General features: G+C 46.7%; 18 protein-coding genes. 17 read left to right on the top strand and 1 reads right to left on the bottom strand.

What is annotated here, in order from left to right; translation table 11 throughout:
- Positions 1 to 26: 26 nt before the first annotated feature.
- Together AAC853_RS03470 and AAC853_RS03465 are read left to right on the top strand one after the other, a co-directional pair.
- Positions 27 to 1,040 (top strand): zinc-binding alcohol dehydrogenase family protein, encoded by a 1,014-nt coding sequence (locus AAC853_RS03470; protein WP_340613699.1) that lies wholly within the window; start codon positions 27 to 29, stop codon positions 1,038 to 1,040.
- 36 nt (positions 1,041 to 1,076) lie between these two features.
- Entirely contained in the window at positions 1,077 to 1,481 is a 405-nt protein-coding gene (locus tag AAC853_RS03465; RefSeq protein WP_340613698.1) for a nuclear transport factor 2 family protein, read from the top strand.
- 773 nt (positions 1,482 to 2,254) lie between these two features.
- Here the strand turns inward: AAC853_RS03465 and queG are convergent.
- Positions 2,255 to 3,412, bottom strand: coding sequence for a tRNA epoxyqueuosine(34) reductase QueG (gene queG, locus AAC853_RS03460; protein WP_340613697.1), 1,158 nt, complete (start codon positions 3,410 to 3,412; stop codon positions 2,255 to 2,257).
- A gap of 206 nt (positions 3,413 to 3,618) precedes the next feature.
- Between queG and tsaE the strand changes: the two genes are divergently transcribed.
- The 15 genes from tsaE (at position 3,619) to priB (ending at position 18,852) form a co-directional block, all read left to right on the top strand.
- The gene (tsaE, locus tag AAC853_RS03455) at positions 3,619 to 4,083 is read left to right on the top strand and encodes a tRNA (adenosine(37)-N6)-threonylcarbamoyltransferase complex ATPase subunit type 1 TsaE (RefSeq protein ID WP_189758639.1); all 465 of its coding nucleotides are present in this window, start codon (positions 3,619 to 3,621) and stop codon (positions 4,081 to 4,083) included.
- Positions 4,080 to 5,414, top strand: coding sequence for an N-acetylmuramoyl-L-alanine amidase AmiB (gene amiB / locus AAC853_RS03450; protein ID WP_340613696.1), 1,335 nt, complete (start codon positions 4,080 to 4,082; stop codon positions 5,412 to 5,414). Before tsaE ends, amiB begins: the two co-directional genes overlap by 4 nt.
- Before the next feature lie 46 nt (positions 5,415 to 5,460).
- Positions 5,461 to 7,326: a DNA mismatch repair endonuclease MutL gene (gene mutL / locus AAC853_RS03445; protein WP_340613695.1), complete on the top strand. Its 1,866-nt coding sequence runs from the start codon at positions 5,461 to 5,463 to the stop codon at positions 7,324 to 7,326.
- Entirely contained in the window at positions 7,319 to 8,260 is a 942-nt protein-coding gene (gene miaA / locus AAC853_RS03440) for a tRNA (adenosine(37)-N6)-dimethylallyltransferase MiaA (RefSeq protein WP_338883638.1), read from the top strand. The genes mutL and miaA overlap by 8 nt, the downstream gene beginning before the upstream one ends.
- 119 nt (positions 8,261 to 8,379) lie before the next feature.
- On the top strand, positions 8,380 to 8,682 hold the full coding sequence (gene hfq / locus AAC853_RS03435; RefSeq protein ID WP_193850755.1) for an RNA chaperone Hfq: 303 nt from the start codon (positions 8,380 to 8,382) through the stop codon (positions 8,680 to 8,682).
- 95 nt (positions 8,683 to 8,777) lie between these two features.
- A complete protein-coding gene (hflX, locus tag AAC853_RS03430) occupies positions 8,778 to 10,058 on the top strand; it encodes a ribosome rescue GTPase HflX (protein ID WP_340613694.1) in 1,281 nt (426 codons plus the stop codon).
- Positions 10,059 to 10,233: 175 nt separating this feature from the next.
- Positions 10,234 to 10,356 carry a hypothetical protein gene (locus AAC853_RS03425; RefSeq protein WP_340613693.1) on the top strand — a complete coding sequence of 41 codons (123 nt, stop codon included), beginning with the start codon at positions 10,234 to 10,236 and terminating at the stop codon, positions 10,354 to 10,356.
- Between the two features lie 23 nt (positions 10,357 to 10,379).
- A complete protein-coding gene (gene hflK / locus AAC853_RS03420; RefSeq protein WP_340613692.1) occupies positions 10,380 to 11,591 on the top strand; it encodes an FtsH protease activity modulator HflK in 1,212 nt (403 codons plus the stop codon).
- 2 nt (positions 11,592 to 11,593) lie between these two features.
- On the top strand, positions 11,594 to 12,583 hold the full coding sequence (gene hflC / locus AAC853_RS03415; RefSeq protein WP_340613691.1) for a protease modulator HflC: 990 nt from the start codon (positions 11,594 to 11,596) through the stop codon (positions 12,581 to 12,583).
- Positions 12,584 to 12,776: 193 nt separating this feature from the next.
- Positions 12,777 to 14,075 carry an adenylosuccinate synthase gene (locus AAC853_RS03410; protein ID WP_273559271.1) on the top strand — a complete coding sequence of 433 codons (1,299 nt, stop codon included), beginning with the start codon at positions 12,777 to 12,779 and terminating at the stop codon, positions 14,073 to 14,075.
- A gap of 177 nt (positions 14,076 to 14,252) precedes the next feature.
- Entirely contained in the window at positions 14,253 to 14,672 is a 420-nt protein-coding gene (nsrR, locus tag AAC853_RS03405; protein WP_273559269.1) for a nitric oxide-sensing transcriptional repressor NsrR, read from the top strand.
- 44 nt (positions 14,673 to 14,716) lie between these two features.
- Complete coding sequence (gene rnr, locus AAC853_RS03400) at positions 14,717 to 17,155, top strand: ribonuclease R (protein ID WP_340613690.1); 2,439 nt, start codon at positions 14,717 to 14,719, stop codon at positions 17,153 to 17,155.
- A gap of 102 nt (positions 17,156 to 17,257) precedes the next feature.
- The gene (rlmB, locus tag AAC853_RS03395; RefSeq protein ID WP_338803955.1) at positions 17,258 to 17,995 is read left to right on the top strand and encodes a 23S rRNA (guanosine(2251)-2'-O)-methyltransferase RlmB; all 738 of its coding nucleotides are present in this window, start codon (positions 17,258 to 17,260) and stop codon (positions 17,993 to 17,995) included.
- Between the two features lie 135 nt (positions 17,996 to 18,130).
- Entirely contained in the window at positions 18,131 to 18,529 is a 399-nt protein-coding gene (rpsF, locus tag AAC853_RS03390) for a 30S ribosomal protein S6 (RefSeq protein ID WP_189758651.1), read from the top strand.
- 5 nt (positions 18,530 to 18,534) lie between these two features.
- Complete coding sequence (priB, locus tag AAC853_RS03385) at positions 18,535 to 18,852, top strand: primosomal replication protein N (protein WP_189758652.1); 318 nt, start codon at positions 18,535 to 18,537, stop codon at positions 18,850 to 18,852.
- Positions 18,853 to 18,856 lie beyond the last annotated feature (4 nt).

Here is an 18,856-nt window from a genome sequence, read left to right as displayed (position 1 = left end):
AACTTGGAAAGTCAAAGGAGTTTTTTATGAAAGCTGTAGGTGTAGTAAAGGCACTACCCGCTGAAGATCCCGAGTCTCTTGTGGATCGGGACATCCCTGATCCCGTGCCTGGACCCGGTGATTTGCTAGTTCGTGTCCAGGCTATTTCTGTTAACCCGGCCGATTACCGTCAGCGTCGTCGCAAACCAGATGACGGACGTTTCGAGGTGATCGGTTGGGATGTTGCGGGCGAAGTCGTTGCAACTGGCGAGAAAGTAACGGAATTCTCTATTGGTGACGAGGTGTATTACGCTGGTGACTTGACCCGGCCTGGAGCAAACAGTGAGCTGCATGTTATCGACGCGGCCATTGTGGGCCATCGTCCCCGCTCCATCGATGCTCCCAGTGCTGCCGCACTTCCGCTAACAGCACTTACCGCATGGGAGGCTTTGATCGACTGCATGGGATTGTCCCTCAAACATGACGCTGGAGAAAAAACACTGCTTATTGTTGGTGGTGCCGGTGGTGTTGGCTCGATAGCAATACAGCTTGCACGCTTGATCCCTGGCTTAAAGATTATTGCCACAGCGTCCAGGCCCGAATCACGTGCCTGGTGTAAAAAACTCGGTGCTCATGCAGTTATCGATCATTTCGGCGACATGAAGGCACAAATTCAGAACCAGAATCTACCCGCACCAGACTTGATCCTGCTGCTGAACGATCCGGATCATCACTATCCAGCACTGGCTGACCTTATCGCCCCACAGGGTAAGCTGTGCTGTATCGTGCCATTTGACCAAAATCCAGATCTCAACCTGCTGATGCGCAAAAGCGCGAGCTTCCTTTGGGAATTTATGTTCACCCGTTCCATGTTCTCGACTCGAGATAAAGCACGGCAGGGCGCAATCCTCAATGCTGTCGCTACCATGATTGACAACGGGCAGCTAACCTCAACTGCAACTCAGATCATCGGCAAAATCAATGCCGAAAATCTTCGCGCCGCGCATCGACAGCTTGAGGGGGGGCGTACCGTCGGAAAATTAGTACTGGCTGGATTCTGATCCCCAACTTTCAATCTCAATTTCTTAAGGTATTTTATGACAACTCTCAGTACTGTTCAGGCGTTTCTCGACCACATTTTTTCAGGACGAATGGAAGATGCCCTGGCGCTTGTGGCTCCGGACGCCCGCTTTGTTTCCATGTGGCCGGAAGCCAACCCTCATAATTCCCTGCATGATACTTTTATTGGTCCGGAGGGCGCCAGGCGTTTCTTTGGTGGTTTCATTGATCTACTTGAGCCTGGTGAATTCAACGTTGAAGCAAAATTTACTGAAGGCGAGCATGTGGCCATGTATGGAACACTACATCATAAAAGCCGGCAGACCGGCAGGGATTTTCGTAGTGACTGGGCGCTTATTTGCAGGATCCGTGGCGGACGGCTCACGTACTATCACATCTATGAGGATACTGAAGCATTGAGGGATGCCTTGCTTCCCGCTTAGCCAGGTGTGTTTCTGTTGTATTGACAGTATTTGAAAAGAATAACTCCGGCCACTCCTCTGTTGTCAGGCCGTTGTGGGAATCGAAGATAAGCAGCTTCACCCTGAAAGATTTGTACTTTAGCAGGGAGCTTAACCCGAACGCTTTCATTTCTTCGATCCCCATCCCAATACTTTCCCGGTGTCCATCTAGGTAACTATGCAGGTGATTATCACGGCTATTAATTAAGAAGATAAGAATGCGTTAATTTGGAATATGGAGAGCGAGTTGATAAGGAAAAATGCCAGCGCGGAATGTTGGGACTTATTGTAAACCTTATCAAAATAAATTGTCGATAAAGCGCTTGCTATCCTGCTCCAACAGGTCCATAATGCCGCCTCATTTTTGAGTGGGCAGAGGAAAATTTCTCCACTAGCGTCTAGAATGGATGAGTGGGCTGTTATTTTGCTGCTGATTTCTGGTATTTGTGACTAGAACTCAATTCTTGTTTTTTATCCACAGTTTTTAACATTATCACCCGATTTAGTCACCTGATGATACTCTACTTGTTACACAGAGTTATCCACAGGAGGCATCTTTGTGTCTGCTTTTTTTGACTTACCATTTACAACAACAGTTCAAACTTAACTTATTGATTAGTTAAATTAATTAACCTAATTTAAAAATAACATGATCAACATTTATTCTCTGTTTGTTAGTTGATCAGCAAAGCATTTTCATTTTATTCACAAGAAAATGAACGGCTTTTTTTGCCATAAATTTGCTTGGTTAATTATTAGGCGTCTCTAGGTAAGCCTTTGGTTATTGCTCGTATCAATCGTTTTTGTTGTGAGGTTTGAACCTCAATAGCGTTAGCATTCCGACGGATCATTTGTTGGGTTATCGCCCAGTGGATATGTTCATCCAAAACTTCGCTTAAGCCGAACCTTTTTTCCAATGCTAGCACGATGTCGTCTTGATACGGGGCATTCCCCAGGGCGACGGAAATGTTGCGTAACCAGCGCAAATATCCAATACGGCGAATTGCCGAGCCTTCCGTGATACGCAGAAACTTTTCCTCGCTCCAATTGAATAGTTCTAGCAGGTCAGGGGAGTGCAGTGCGGCACGTGGGCTAAAGCCAGCTTCATCTGTTAATTGAGAAAAACGGTTCCAGGGGCAAATAAGTTGGCAATCATCGCAACCATAAATCCGGTTACCCATCAGTGGGCGAAGTTCTTCTGGAATGGCACCTTCTAATTCAATGGTCAGATAAGAGATGCAGCGTCGGGCATCAATGGTGTAAGGCTCAACAATGGCACCAGTTGGACAAGTTGTCATGCAGGCTACGCAGCGTCCGCATTGTTCCTCTTGTGGAATATCAATGGGCAGGGGAAGATTAATCAGTAATTCACCAAGGAAAAACCAGGAGCCAGATTCACGATTTAATATAAGTGAGTGTTTACCAACCCAGCCAAGCCCCGCTTTTTCTGCCAGAGGACGCTCCATAATCGGAGCGGAATCGACAAAAGGTCGAAAATTCAAAGTTCCCTGGTATTCATGAGTGCTGCAATATTCTTGGATCTTGTCACCCAGTTTTTTAAGACGCTGACGCAGCAGTTTATGATAGTCTCGGCCCAACGAATAGCGGCTAATATAACCCATTTGTGGATTGTTAAGCGTACTGGCAAATGCTGCCTTAGCAGGCAGATAATTCATGCGTACACTGATAACCCGCAAAGTTCCCGGTAGAAGCTCGTGAGGACGGGCGCGCATCATGCCGTGACGAGCCATCCAGTCCATTTCGCCATGATATTGCTTATCAAGCCATTCCTGTAGCTTTGGTTCTTCTGCCGATAAATCGGTGTCACAAATGCCGACTTGCTGGAAGCCAAGGGAAAGGCCCCATTGTTTGATGTTGGTTGCCAAAAGATTCAGATCGAGGAGGGTTGCCATGAAATATCAAATTACTGCTGAAAGAGGAGGTTTAGCTTAACACAGAGGGAATTGAATACAAAAAATGCGGTATATAGTTGTTACGGTAGCACAGAAGAGACTCAATGATGATGTCTGAATTATGTTATGGTTACGGGTTAAGCTATTTAACTGATATGTCTACCTGATTAGTTTCTCATTCAATCAATCAAAACAGATATTTTTCAATGAAAGAACTCGTTTTATCACTTCCAAATGAAAATGCCACAGTTGCATTGGGTAATGCAGTGGCGGCAGTTGGCGATCGCGGCTATGTTATTTATCTATATGGCGATCTTGGTGCGGGAAAAACCACATTCAGCCGTGGTTTTCTGCAAGCTCTCGGCCATCAGGGGCATGTGAAGAGTCCGACTTATACGCTAGTCGAGCCTTATGCCTTACAACCACGGCCTGTCTACCATTTTGATCTTTACCGTCTGGCTGATCCTGAAGAGCTGGAATTTATGGGAATTCGGGATTATTTCCATCAGGACTCTATTTGTCTGGTGGAGTGGCCTCAACAGGGGGCTGGCGTTTTGCCTGATGCAGATATTGAGTTGCACCTGAGTTATGACAGTGAAGGGCGCCAGGCACGTTTTGTTGCGTTATCTGAATATGGTGAAAGTCTGTTGGATAATTTGAAGTCCTTATGAAGGAATACCCGACCATGATGAATGCCTTTTTCGTGGATGTGATAAAAAAATGGCGTGCCTATTGGGTAATGGCCTGTGTTTTGTTTTTCATGTTAAGCCAGTTGGTTATGACGGCAGCGTCGGCGGCTACGTTGTCGAATATTCATGTGAAGAATGCTCCCGCTGAGGCTGTAGTAACGCTGGAATTCGCTGGTGGGCATCCTGATTATCGGTTCTTTTCTTTGCATTCTCCTGAACGGTTGGTGGTAGACATTCGCCAACCCGGCAAAGTTATTGGATTACCGATGCTTTTATCCGGCCAGAATCTGGTAAAACGGGTTCGCTCCAGCCAGCCCGCTGATGCACATCATCAGCGGGTGGTGTTGGAATTGGTACATAAGGCCACAGTGACCTCTACGGTGAAAAATGTCGGCAATAAATCGCAAGTGGTGATGACACTGAAAGCCCATGGAGTAGCGAAAAATTCACCTGTATCGAATCATCATGCCCTACAAAATGAAAGTAAGCGGTTACTTACAAAAAATGCTCAACTGACGGGAAAAGAGACTCAGCCAGTATCGAACCACCGTGAGCAAAGTGTGAAAAAGCAGGCTAACCAATCTGTGCAAGGAAGCGTATCTCGTCCGATTGTTGTTGCTATTGATGCGGGGCATGGAGGGCAAGATCCTGGGGCGATTGGGCAACGGGGGTTGAAAGAAAAAAATGTCACGATTAATGTTGCTCGTAAATTGGAAGTCCTTTTGCGTAACGATCCCATGTTCACGCCTGTGTTGACGCGAAATGGCGATTATTTTATCTCTGTGGCAGGACGTTCTGAAGTCGCCCGTAAACATAAAGCCAATATACTGGTATCAATTCATGCCGATGCCGCTCCCAACCGTAGTGCCAGAGGTGCTTCTGTCTGGGTGCTCTCCAACCGTCGTGCAAACAGTGAATTGGGGAATTGGTTGGAGCAGCATGAAAAACAATCGGAATTATTGGGCGGTGCCGGCGATGCTCTCGCCAATGGCACAGATCCGTATCTGAGTAAGGCCGTGCTGGATTTGCAGTTTGGGCATTCACAGCGGGTTGGCTATGACGTTGCCATGCAGGTATTGAATCAGTTATCCAGAATTGGTTCCCTGCATAAACGTACACCAGAACATGCAAGCCTTGGTGTTTTGCGCTCGCCGGATATTCCGTCCATTTTAGTGGAAACCGGTTTTATCAGTAACGTATCTGAAGAAACGTTATTAGGTTCCAGTCAGTATCAGGAAAAACTGGCACAGGCTATTCATGCGGGATTACGTCACTATTTTCTGGCTAATCCATTGCAGTCTGCACCAAAGTAACCAAATATAGCCTATCAAGGCTCTGAATTGTAAGTAAGGTCACATTATGGCTATCAAGATATTACCCCCACAATTGGCAAACCAGATCGCTGCCGGTGAAGTGGTTGAACGCCCTTCTTCTGTAGTGAAAGAGTTAGTGGAAAATAGCCTTGATGCCGGTGCAACCCGTATTGATATTGATATTGAACGGGGTGGCGCAAAGCTTATCCGAATTCGCGATAATGGCTGTGGGATAGCCAAACAGGATTTGATGCTGGCATTGGCGCGCCATGCAACCAGTAAAATTGCTTCATTGGACGATTTGGAAGCAATTGTCAGCATGGGTTTCCGTGGGGAAGCCTTAGCGAGTATCAGCTCTGTTTCAAGGCTGACATTAACTTCCCGCCCTGAAAACCAGGCAGAAGCATGGCAATCTTATGCCGAAGGCCGTGATATGGATGTCACGGTAAAACCCGCTGCTCACCCTGTGGGAACAACGGTTGAAGTGTTGGATCTGTTTTATAACACCCCTGCTCGCCGCAAATTTCTGAGAACAGAAAAAACAGAATTTGGCCATATTGATGAAGTCGTACGTCGGATAGCTTTGGCGCGGTTGGATGTCGCCATTAACCTCAATCACAATGGGAAATTAGTGCGCCAGTATCGTCCCGCTAAAGATGAATCTCAGCATGAACGGCGTCTGGCCGCCATTTGTGGCACTGCTTTTGTGCAACAGGCGCTGGCGTTGTCATGGCAGCATGATGCTTTGTCTATTAAGGGTTGGGTTGTAGATCCCGTGAATACGGCAGTAAGCGAGATCCAATATTGCTATGTGAATGGGCGTATGATGCGGGATCGCCTGATTAATCATGCAATTCGTCAAGCTTATCAGGATTTGATTAAGGGGGAGCAACAACCCGCTTATGTTTTGTATCTCGAAATCGATCCGCGTCAGGTGGATGTCAATGTACATCCAGCCAAACATGAAGTGCGTTTCCATCAGGCTCGCCTGGTACATGATTTTATTTATCAGGGAGTGGCTACAGTATTGAAACAACGCGGTACGGGCGATGAATTGGCGCTCGGCTGTCAGGAGAGTGCGACAAGGTGGGTGCCGGAAAATCGCCCTTCGGCGGGAGAAAACCATTTTATCCGTAAGCGTGTTGAGCAAGTGGATGAATCCTCTTCACGACGTCATGAGCATCATGATCGTGGTACGCAACAAGTACAGCATGGGGAAAGCTACCAGAAAAAACAGGGGGAGTTGTACCAAAAAATGATGCAATTCTCTCCGGAAGAAAAACGCCCGTTATTTCCAGAGCGGGGTACGCGGGAAAGTGTATCGGTTTCTGCTACGCCTGTGCCAACGGGGCAGGGGAAACATAGCTTTGGAAAAGTATTGTGTATCTATGCAGGTTGTTATGCTTTGATTGAATCCCCATTGGGAATCGGGCTGCTTTCCCTGCCCGTTGCTGAACGCTGGCTGAAACAGGCGCAACTCACCCCCGGAGAACAGGGGCTTAAATCCCAGCCGTTATTGATCCCGCTGAAACTGGCTCTCAATCAGTCAGAAATGAATGTCTTAAAGCAGAATAGCGACTTATTAAAGACTTTTGGCATTGAATCGACAGTCGCACATGGAAAAGTAACCATTCATGCGGTATCGTTGCCTCTGCGTCAACAGAACCTGCCGAAACTCTTGCCGGAACTGTTGGGCTATCTTGGGGAACAGTCAGCCGCTTCTGTTGAGCAGGTTGCCAGTTGGCTTTCCCGTCACGTGGATAGCGAGCATGAAACGTGGAACATCGCGCAAGCTGTCCAGCTTTTGGCTGATGTCGAACGTCTTTGCCCTCAGCTGGTGAGATCGCCGCCAGATGGGTTATTACAGTTAATTGATTTACAAGCAGTGGTGGCATTCCTTAATCATGAGTGATTTAAAAACTCAACATCTGCCGACAGCTATTTTTATCATGGGGCCGACGGCTTCAGGGAAAACAGCGTTATCGATCGCTTTGCGTCAGCATCTTCCGGTTGAATTAATCAGTGTCGATTCTGCCTTGATTTATCGTGGAATGGATATTGGGACAGCAAAACCCTCAGCAGAAGAGCAGGCACAGGCACCGCATCGTTTGATCGATATTCTTGATCCTTCGGCAGTCTATTCTGCTGCCGATTTTCGTCGTGATGCATTGCAAGAAATGGCAGAAATCACCGCGGCTGGGAGAATACCACTCCTGGTTGGTGGAACCATGCTATATTTCAAAGCATTGTTGGAAGGATTATCGCCTTTGCCTTCTGCAAATCCGGTGGTGAGGGAGCAGATTGAGCAGCAGGCAGCAGAGCTGGGATGGGACGCGTTACATCGACAATTACAGGAAATTGATCCCGTTTCTGCGGCAAGGATTCATCCTAATGATCCACAACGTCTTACTCGTGCACTGGAAGTTTTTCGAATTTCGGGTAAAACTCTAACTGAGTTGACTGAAACGTCTGGAGAAATATTGCCTTATCGAGTTCATCAATTTGCGATTGCGCCGGCAAGTCGTGAAATGTTGCATCAGCGTATCGCAGCCCGTTTTGAACAAATGATCAAATCAGGGTTTGAAGATGAGGTAAAAGCACTTTATGCTCGTAGTGATTTGCATACAGATTTACCCTCCATTCGTTGTGTTGGTTATCGTCAGATGTGGTCCTACCTCGCGGGCGAAATCTCCCATGATGAGATGGTTTATCGTGGTATCTGTGCGACACGCCAATTGGCGAAGCGTCAGATTACCTGGCTCAGAAGTTGGGACAATGTGACCTGGTTGGATAGCGATCAACCTAAACAAAACCTAAACACAGTCATGCAGGTTGTTAGTACATAAATTCATTGATTGTGTACAATTGATCAGTACCCGTTATCAGTACAAAGTATCATTTTTGAGTAGTTACTTTTCGAACCAATCGGTTCTTAGTTAAAAACAACAAATAAGGAAAATATAGAATGGCTAAGGGGCAATCTTTGCAAGATCCATTCCTGAACGCTTTACGACGTGAAAGGGTCCCGGTTTCTATTTATTTGGTAAACGGCATCAAGTTGCAGGGTCAGATTGAATCTTTTGACCAATTTGTCATTTTACTGAAGAACACGGTTAGCCAGATGGTTTATAAACATGCCATCTCTACTGTTGTGCCTTCCCGTCCTGTGTCTCATCATGGTAACAACCAGAATGTACCAACTAGTGTTGGAAATTATCATGCTGGCACTAACCCGGTAGTACAACAGGAAGGCGATGGCGCTGAATAAATCAGCAGCCGTGCCTGAGAATAAAAACATAGGTAGGGAGACTTTACCTATGTTTTTTCTTATTGGATTTTTACTCAGCCTGAGGGGTTGCACCGTTGTTTGATCGTTATGAAGGCGGAGAGTTAGCCGTTCTGGTGCATGTTTTCTTCTCACAGGAAAAAGATACGGAAAATCTCAGTGAATTCGAATCATTGGTAACTTCCGCGGGTGTTTCTCCTGTGCAGATTGTAACGGGAAGCCGGAAGGCACCTCATCCGAAATATTTTGTCGGAGAGGGCAAGGCAGAGGAAATTGCTGAAGCTGTCAAAAACAGCGGTGCAGATGTGGTGTTGTTTGACCATGCCCTCAGTCCTGCTCAGGAACGTAATCTTGAACGCTTGTGCCAATGCCGTGTCGTTGACCGCACGGGGGTGATTCTGGATATTTTTGCCCAACGAGCAAGAACGCACGAAGGCAAGTTGCAAGTCGAATTGGCACAATTGCGTCATCTGTCCACCCGTCTGGTTCGAGGCTGGACTCACCTTGAACGCCAAAAAGGGGGGATCGGGCTGCGTGGGCCTGGGGAAACCCAGTTGGAAAGTGACCGCCGTATGCTGCGTGACAAAATCAAACAGATTTTGGGACGCCTCAACAAAGTTGAGAAGCAGCGTGAACAGGGGCGCCAGGCACGTAATAAAGCCGATATCCCAACCGTCTCCCTTGTCGGTTACACCAATGCGGGGAAATCCAGTTTATTCAATAAAATTACTTCTGCCGACGTTTATGCGGCTGACCAGCTTTTTGCCACCTTGGATCCGACACTGCGTCGAATAGAAGTGGATGATGTTGGTACGGTTGTTTTGGCTGATACAGTCGGTTTTATTCGCCATTTACCCCATGATTTGGTGGCAGCGTTCAAGGCGACTTTGCAAGAAACTCGGCAGGCGAGATTATTGCTGCACGTGGTTGATGCGGCTGATCCTCGCTTCGATGAAAACATTATTGCTGTTGACAGTGTTCTTGAAGAGATTGAATCCAATGAGATCCCTTCGCTGATGGTGATGAATAAAATCGATATGTTAGAAGATTTTATTCCCCGTATTGATCGTGATGAAGAAAATCGGCCGGTCAGAGTCTGGTTATCTGCACAAACTGGCGCAGGTATTCCTCTGTTACTGCAAGTATTGACTGAGCGTCTTTCAGGTGAAATTGCGCACTATAAATTGCACCTTCCACCTGAAGCAGGACGTCTGCGTAGCCGTTTTTATCAGCTTCAGGCCATTGAGCGTGAGTGGTTGGAAGAAAATGGCCAGGTTGGTGTTGAAGTCAGGATGCCAATGGTTGATTGGTGTCGTCTGTGTAAACAAGAACCAAAATTACCCGACTATGTTGTCTGATTGATTGGCGCAAGACAACAAACAAGGTATCATTTTATCCGTCATTTCAAGGTGCTTATAGTTATGGAGTGGCAGAGATGAAATGGCGGTGATGAAATGATTGTGCCAGAATTGCAGTGACAGGTCAGCACTGTCAAAAATTATCACCCAATAATATTGGTTGCTTACAAAAACGATGAAGTTTGTCGTTTCTGCCCACGGAGGCCGCTGCCAAACCTGTCAGGGACAGGCAATGGCCTGTGAAGTGGGAAGCCTCACCCATCTGGGTGGAGAGCAGTCACCTCTGAAAAACCAGTAAAAACTAGAAAGTGGAGCTAAAACATGGCGTGGAATCAGCCCGGTAATAACGGACAGGACCGCGACCCGTGGGGAAGCAGCGATAATAATGGCGGCAACTCCGGCGGCAACAATAAAGGTGGTCGTAACCGTGGGGCAACTGATCTCGACGATCTGTTCCGTAAGCTGAGTGAAAAACTCGGTGGTTTCGGTGGAAACAAAGGTGGAAATGGTTCTGGACAGAACCCTAAATTTGGCGGGCGTCTTATTGGTCTTGCCGTTGCTGCTGCAATTGCTGTTTGGGTTGTAAGTGGTTTCTATACGATTAAAGAAACAGAACGTGGCGTAGTAACTCGGTTTGGTAAATTTAATCATGTTGTACAGCCTGGTTTGAATTGGAAAATGACGTTCATTGATCATGTCAGGGCGGTTAACGTTGAATCTGTTCGCGATTTGGCAACAACGGGTGCCATGCTGACTTCAGATGAAAACGTGGTATTGGCAGAAATGAACGTTCAATATCGTGTTACCGATCCAGCGGCTTATCTTTTCAGTGTGACTAATCCTGATGATAGCTTGCACCAAGCTACAGACAGTGCTGTGCGTGGTGTTGTTGGCAAATATTCGATGGAAACCAATCTGACGGAAGGGCGTACTATTGTCCGTAACGATACTCAGAAGGTACTGGAAGAGACTATCCGTCCATACAACATGGGTATTACTGTGGTCGATGTAAACTTCCAGGCTGCTCGTCCACCAGAAGAAGTGAAGGCTGCATTCGATGATGTGATCGCAGCGCGTGAACAGAAGCAGCAAACCATTCGTGAAGCTAAAGCTTACGAGAACGAAGTATTACCTAAAGCGAAAGGTGAAGCTCAGCGTATTATTGAGGATGCCAAAGCCTATAAAGTTAGCGCGGTATTGAATGCTAAGGGTGAAGTGGCCAGTTTTGCCAAAATCTTACCTGAATATAAGGCGGCTCCAGAAATTACGCGTGAACGTTTGTATATCGAGACGATGGAACGTGTGTTGAGCAATACACGTAAAGTCATTGCAAACGAGAAGAGTAACAACATGCTGTTATTGCCATTGGATCAAGCTGTGAAAGATCAGGCACATGTTCAGCAAAATACGTCGAGTAACACAGCAGTACAGAAAGTGATTCGTCAGAATCAACCTGCGCCACAACGGGAATCTAGCACTTATGGTGGTAGCGATAACCTGCGCGGTGATACGGTCAGAATAGGGAGACCATAATCATGCGTAATTCATTTATTGTTGCGATTATTGCGGTATTGGTTGTTCTCTATTCATCAATCTTTACTGTCAAAGAAGGTGAACGTGGCATTGTGTTGCGTTTTAGTAAGGTCGTACGTGATGCAGAGAATAAACCGATCATTTATGAGCCGGGTCTGCATTTCAAAATACCGTTTGTGGAAACGGTTAAGACACTTGATGCCCGTATCCAAACTATGGATATCAAGGCGGATCGTTTCTTAACACGTGAAAATAAAGACCTGATCGTTGATTCTTACTTAAAGTGGCGCATTAATGATTTCAGCCGTTACTATCTGGCAACAGGTAACGGTGATATTAACCGAGCTGAAGTGATGCTGAGACGTAAGTTCAGTGACCGTTTGCGTTCTGAAATTGGTCGTCTTGATGTGCGTGGTATTGTGACTGATTCCCGTGGTCGTTTAACTACCGATGTGCGTGATGCCCTGAATCGGGGAACCCACGAAGAAAATGATGCAACAGATGTCGATAATGCCATTGCCTCTGCTGCGGCCTTGGTAGAAAAAGAGACAAAAGGCAAGCAACCAGCCGTTAATCCAAACAGCATGGCTGCGTTAGGTATTGAAGTTGTTGACGTTCGTATCAAACAGATCAACTTACCACAGGAAATTTCAGAAGCTATTTACCAGCGTATGCGTGCTGACCGTGAAGCTGAAGCGCGTCTCTTGCGTTCAGAAGGTTCGGAAGAAGCAGAAAAGATCCGGGCTGCTGCTGATAAAACAGCAACTGAAATCAGGGCTGGAGCACAGAGCGAAGCATTGGTATTACGCGGTGAAGGTGATGCGGAAGCCACTAAACTATTCGCGGATGCATTCAATCAAGATCCTGAATTCTATGCGTTTATCCGTAGCTTGCGTGCTTACGAAAAGAGCTTCAAGAATAACGGTAATGATGTAATGGTTCTTAGTCCAGATACTGATTTCTTCCGTTATATGAAAGCACCTACGAAGTAATATCCTCTTAACTTACTGTAAGCCACTGTAAAAAAACGACAGTGGCTTTTTTATAGCCCACTATAATTACCAATTGTTTGCTTTCTGTCACATTTATATAACGAAAAGAAATAACAAGAAGTAATAAAAAATACTGAAAGGTGCTAAATGAGATGGTAGAATCCATTTTTAAGCAACCGAGTGAACTTTTGAAATGGGTAAGAACGTTGTCGTATTGGGCACCCAATGGGGTGACGAGGGCAAGGGTAAAATCGTCGACTTGCTGACTGAACGAGCTAAATACGTAGTTCGTTATCAAGGGGGCCACAACGCGGGCCATACACTAGTCATCAACGGTGAAAAAACCGTTCTCCACTTAATCCCATCCGGGATCTTACGTGAAAATGTCATTAGCATTATCGCAAATGGGGTCGTTTTAGCACCAGATGCTTTGATGAAAGAGATGAAAGCGCTTGAATCACGTGGGGTTCCTGTACGTGAGCGCCTGCTTATTTCTGAAGCTTGTCCGCTGATCCTGCCTTACCATGTTGCATTGGATAACGCCCGCGAAAAAGCGCGTGGAGCCAAGGCGATTGGTACAACAGGTCGTGGTATTGGTCCTGCGTACGAAGACAAAGTTGCACGTCGTGGCTTGCGTGTGGGTGATCTGTTTGATAAAGAAGCTTTCGCTGTCAAACTGAAAGAAATCATCGACTACCACAACTTCCAGTTAGTTAACTATTACAACGAACCTGCCGTCGATTACCAGAAAACCTTAGATGACATTTTGGCGGTTGCCGATATCCTGACGGGCATGGTAGTTGACGTTTCTGACTTGCTGTACAAAGCAACCCAGAAAGGTGAATTGGTCATGTTTGAAGGTGCGCAGGGGACTTTGCTGGATATCGACCACGGTACTTATCCTTATGTGACTTCTTCTAACACCACGGCAGGTGGCGTTGCAACAGGTTCTGGCCTGGGTCCACGTTATGTTGATTATGTACTGGGTATTATCAAGGCTTACTCTACCCGTGTAGGAGCCGGCCCATTCCCAACTGAGCTGTTTGATGAAACAGGTGAATACCTGCGTCAGAAAGGTCAGGAGTTTGGTGCGACTACAGGTCGTAGCCGTCGTACTGGCTGGTTGGATATCGTTGCTATTCGTCGCGCGATCCAAATCAACTCTCTGTCTGGCTTCTGCATGACTAAACTGGATGTGCTGGATGGCTTGAAAGAAGTGAAAATCTGCGTTGGTTATCGCCTGCCTGATGGCACTGTCATTGACACAACGCCACTGGCTGCCGAAAACTGGGAAGGGCTTGAAGCCGTCTATGAAACCCTGCCTGGCTGGGATGAAAGCACTTTTGGCGTGAAAGATCACAGCCAATTGCCACAAGCAGCATTGAACTACATCAAACGTGTAGAAGAGCTGACAGGCGTTCCTGTTGATATTATTTCTACAGGCCCAGATCGTGCGGAAACGATGATCCTGCGTGATCCCTTTGATGCTTAATCGATAAATTCATCTTTTATGCACACATGGCCGGGCTTATTGCCCGGTTTTTGTTTTTTCCCGTTTTGCTTAATTTTTAAAATACCCACATAATGATGATTAACTAACGAAAACCAACAAACATACATTTTTTGGTGCCAAATAAGCTCCGTTATATTCAGTCTCCCAGAGGTGAGTGTGCAGTTAACCAGTTTTACCGATTATGGATTACGTGCCTTGATTTATATGGCCTCGTTACCAGAGGGCCAAATGACGAGTATTACAGAAGTCACTGAAGTTTATGGTGTTTCGCGTAACCATATGGTAAAAATCATCAATCAACTGAGTCACTTAGGATTAGTGAATGCTGTCAGGGGAAAAAATGGCGGCATTAGTTTAGGGAAACCTGCCAACGAGATCAAAATTGGTGATGTGGTTCGTTCATTAGAACCTTTGTCATTGGTTAACTGTAGTGCCTGTCAAATCACGCCTGCATGTCGCTTAAAGTCGGTCTTGAATCAAGCGGTAGAAAATTTTTTGGAAGAGTTGGATAAACATACTGTGGCCGACATGGTCAATGACAATCGTCCCCTTTATCAATTACTTTTGGTTAAGTGAAGCAAGGGGATAAACAGCTTGCTGATGACAATAGAGGAATGATGATGTCAAAAGATCCTTTTCAGGAACGAGAGGCTGCAAAATACGAATCTCCTATCCCAAGCCGTGAATACATCTTGGATATCATTTCTAAACACGCCACGCCGGTAAGCCGTCAGGAATTAGCACAGGAACTTCAGTTAACCACTCCAGATGCACAGGAAGCACTGCGCCGCCGTTTGCGGGCAATGGAGCGTGACGGACAGTTGGTTTTTACCCGCCGGCAATGTTATGCATTACCAGAGCGGCTGGATTTATTGAAAGGTACAGTGATTGGACACCGCGATGGTTATGGTTTTCTGCGTGCGGAAGGGCACAAAGAAGACTATTACCTGCCAGCCGATCAGATGAAAATGGCGATCCACGGTGATGTGGTACTGGCACAGCCCTTGCGACCAGACAGAAAAGGCCGCGTTGAAGTGCGTATCGTGCGGGTTTTGGAACCCAAGAGTAGCCAGATTGTTGGCCGGTATTTTATGGATGCTGGCATGGGATTTGTCGTCCCAGATGATAGCCGTCTCTGTTTCGATATCTTGATCCCGAAAGAAGTCACTTGCGGGGCAAGAATGGGTAATGTTGTGGTGGTTGAATTGACAAATCGCCCGACTCGCCGGACTAAAGCCATTGGCAAAATTGTTGAAGTGTTGGGTGAGACGATGGGAACGAACATGGCGGTTGAGATCGCACTGCGTACCCATGAAATTCCCCATAGCTGGCCGCCGATGGTAGAAAAACAGATTGCGGGTTTGGCTGAGCATGTACCGGAATCGGCCAAGCAAGACCGGGTAGATTTACGGGCCTTGCCGCTAGTGACAATCGACGGTGAAGATGCACGAGACTTCGATGATGCGGTGTATTGCGAAAGAAAACGGGGTGGTGGTTGGCGGTTGTGGGTAGCGATTGCTGATGTCAGCTACTATGTTCGTCCGCAAACTGCTTTGGATATGGAAGCACGCAGCCGCGGTAACTCGGTTTACTTCCCATCCCAGGTTGTCCCTATGCTGCCGGAAGTGCTATCTAATGGCTTGTGCTCCCTCAATCCAGAAGTTGATCGCCTATGTATGGTGTGTGAAATGACCGTTTCCGCCCAAGGCAAGCTCTCTTCCTACAAGTTTTATGAAGCGGTGATGAATTCACACGCCCGTTTGACCTATACCAAAGTTTGGAAGATTTTGCAGGGTGATCAAGAACTACGTGAGCACTACAAGCCGCTGGTGCAACATATTGAGCATCTGCATGAGCTTTATCAGGCACTGGAACATGCGCGTGAACAGCGTGGCGCTATTTCGTTTGAATCGGAAGAAGCCAAGTTTATCTTTAATGCAGAACGTCGCATTGAACGTATAGAACCCGTTGTACGTAACGATGCACATAAACTTATTGAAGAGTGTATGATCTTGGCGAACATTGCCGCAGCTCGCTTTGTGGAAAAACACCATGAGCCTGCGTTATACCGCATCCATGATCGACCAAAAGAAGAGAGTATCCTGAACCTGCGTTCAGTCTTCAATGAATTGGGATTGAGCTTGTTGGGGGGCCTGACGCCAGAACCAAAAGATTATGCGCAATTGATGAAACAAGTTGCGGATCGGCCCGATCACGAGTTACTACAAACGATGCTGTTGCGTTCTATGAAGCAAGCGATCTATGAGCCGGAGAATCGCGGGCATTTTGGTCTGGCATTACGCTCTTATTCTCACTTCACTTCGCCAATCCGCCGCTACCCTGACCTGGCTCTGCATCGTGCGATTAAGTACTTATTGGCACAAGAAAAGGGTGCTATTGAGCAGAACGGGACGCCAACAGGGGGTTGGCACAATGACATGGAGCAGATGCTGCAATTGGGTGACCACTGTTCCATGACCGAGCGCCGTGCTGACGAAGCGACAAGGGATGTGGCTGACTGGTTAAAATGTGATTTCATGCAAGATCAAGTGGGTAATGTTTTCACTGGATTGATTACCAGCGTGACAGGTTTCGGTTTCTTTGTCCGCTTAAATGATCTGTTTATTGACGGCTTGGTACATGTTTCAACGTTGGATAATGATTATTATCGATATGATAACGTCGGCCAGCGTTTGATTGGTGAGTCTTCTGGAACAACTTATCGCCTCGGTGATGAAGTCGAGATTCGGGTGGAAGCGGTTCATATGGATGAACGTAATATTGATTTCACCCTACTTTCAACAACCCGTAAAGCGCGTAATCAAGGGAAGACAGCCCGCAATAAAGCGAAAAAAGGTACGCCAGAGCGTAAAAATAGTAAAAAAGGTCGTGATCATAAAAAATCAGCCAATTTTGAGCCAGATAACGCCTTTCGTAAAAAGAAAAGTGCGGAAAAGTTTACAGAGCCTAAGTCAGGCAAAAAGAAAAAACCGTCAAGCAAGACTAAAAAAATTGCGGCAAAACTGAAAGCGAAGCGTGCGAAAAAAAGCGTAAGCTAATCGCGAGTAAAGTGAATCCATACAATCATCAAACAGGGCGGGTTTTGCCGCCCACTATTTTCGGTATCTTAACGATATCAGTGAGTCAGGTATCAGTCAGTCATGAGTGAAATTATCTACGGTATCCATGCCGTTAAAGCCTTGCTGGAGCGCGATCCACAACGTTTCATGGAAGTTTATGTGTTGAAAGGGCGTGAAGATCGCCGTTTAACCCCATTATTGCAAGAGTTGGAAAGTATCGGTATCGCGGTACAAATTGCCAACCGTCAATGGTTGGACTCCCAAACAGAAGGTGCCGTCCATCAGGGGATCATTGCACGAGTCAAGCCAGGACGTCAGTATCAGGAAAATGATCTGCCGGAATTGTTAGCTCGGCTAGAGCGTCCATTTCTGCTGGTATTGGATGGTGTCACCGATCCGCATAATCTGGGAGCTTGCTTACGTACCGCGGATGCTGCGGGAGTTGATGCCGTTATTGTTCCTCGTGATCGTTCTGCACAATTGAATGCCACCGCCAAAAAAGTGGCCTGTGGCGCGGCAGAAAGTGTACCGCTGATCCGAGTGACTAACCTTGCGCGGACATTGCGCTTACTGCAAGAACACAATATCTGGATTGTCGGCACTGCCGGTGAAGCCACGCATGATTTATACGCAAGCAAGTTGACGGGACCGATGGCGCTGGTGATGGGCGCGGAAGGTGAAGGTATGCGTCGATTGACTCGCGAACATTGTGATGAATTAATCAGTATTCCCATGGCGGGTTCCGTCTCTTCTTTAAACGTATCGGTTGCGACAGGGGTATGCTTGTTTGAAATCGTGCGCCAGAGAAGTGCCCGATAATTCTTTATTGAGTTTTTTGTATTGTACGGGTATAGTGACGCGTCGATTTTTCAGCCGTACTAAACACGTTCCTTGCCTCCATGGGCCACGGCTGACCCTGACAGGAGGCTGAATAATCCGTAAGGAGCAATGCTAATGCGTCATTACGAAATCGTTTTTATGGTCCATCCTGACCAAAGCGAACAGGTTCCGGGCATGATCGAGCGTTACAGTGCGACTATCACTAACGCGCAAGGTCAGATTCACCGTCTGGAAGACTGGGGTCGTCGTCAACTGGCTTACCCAATCAACAAACTGCACAAGGCTCACTACGTTCTGATGAACGTTGAAGCGCCACAAGAAGCGATTGATGAGCTGGAAACTAACTTCCGCTTCAACGACGCCGTTATCCGTAGCATGGTTATGCGCGTTAAGCACGCAATAACTGAAGCATCACCAATGGTTAAGGCTAAAGACGAACGTCGCAGCCGTGATCTGGTCTTGGAAGAAGACCTGGTTGATGATGCTGATGAAGCTGGGGATTCTGAAGAGTAATTACCGTGACAACCAATCGTTTGGTGCTCACAGGCACAGTGTGCAAAGCACCGATACGAAGAGTCAGTCCATCTGGTATTCCGCATTGTCAGTTTGTGCTTGAACATCGTTCACAGCAACAGGAAGCCGGATTCAGCAGGCAATCATGGTGCAGAATGCCCGTTATTGCCAGCGGACAGTTGTTACAGGAATATACTCACAGTATAACGGTCGGCAGTCGAATAATGGTTTCAGGATTCATTAATTCCCATTATGGGCGCAATGGTCTTAGCAAACTGGTTCTACATGCCGAGCAGATTGAATTGATAGATTCTGGAGACTAGCCAA

This window comes from Xenorhabdus thailandensis (assembly GCF_037996785.1).
Classification (GTDB): domain Bacteria; phylum Pseudomonadota; class Gammaproteobacteria; order Enterobacterales; family Enterobacteriaceae; genus Xenorhabdus; species Xenorhabdus griffiniae.
This window is presented reverse-complemented; position numbering and strand designations above follow the sequence as displayed.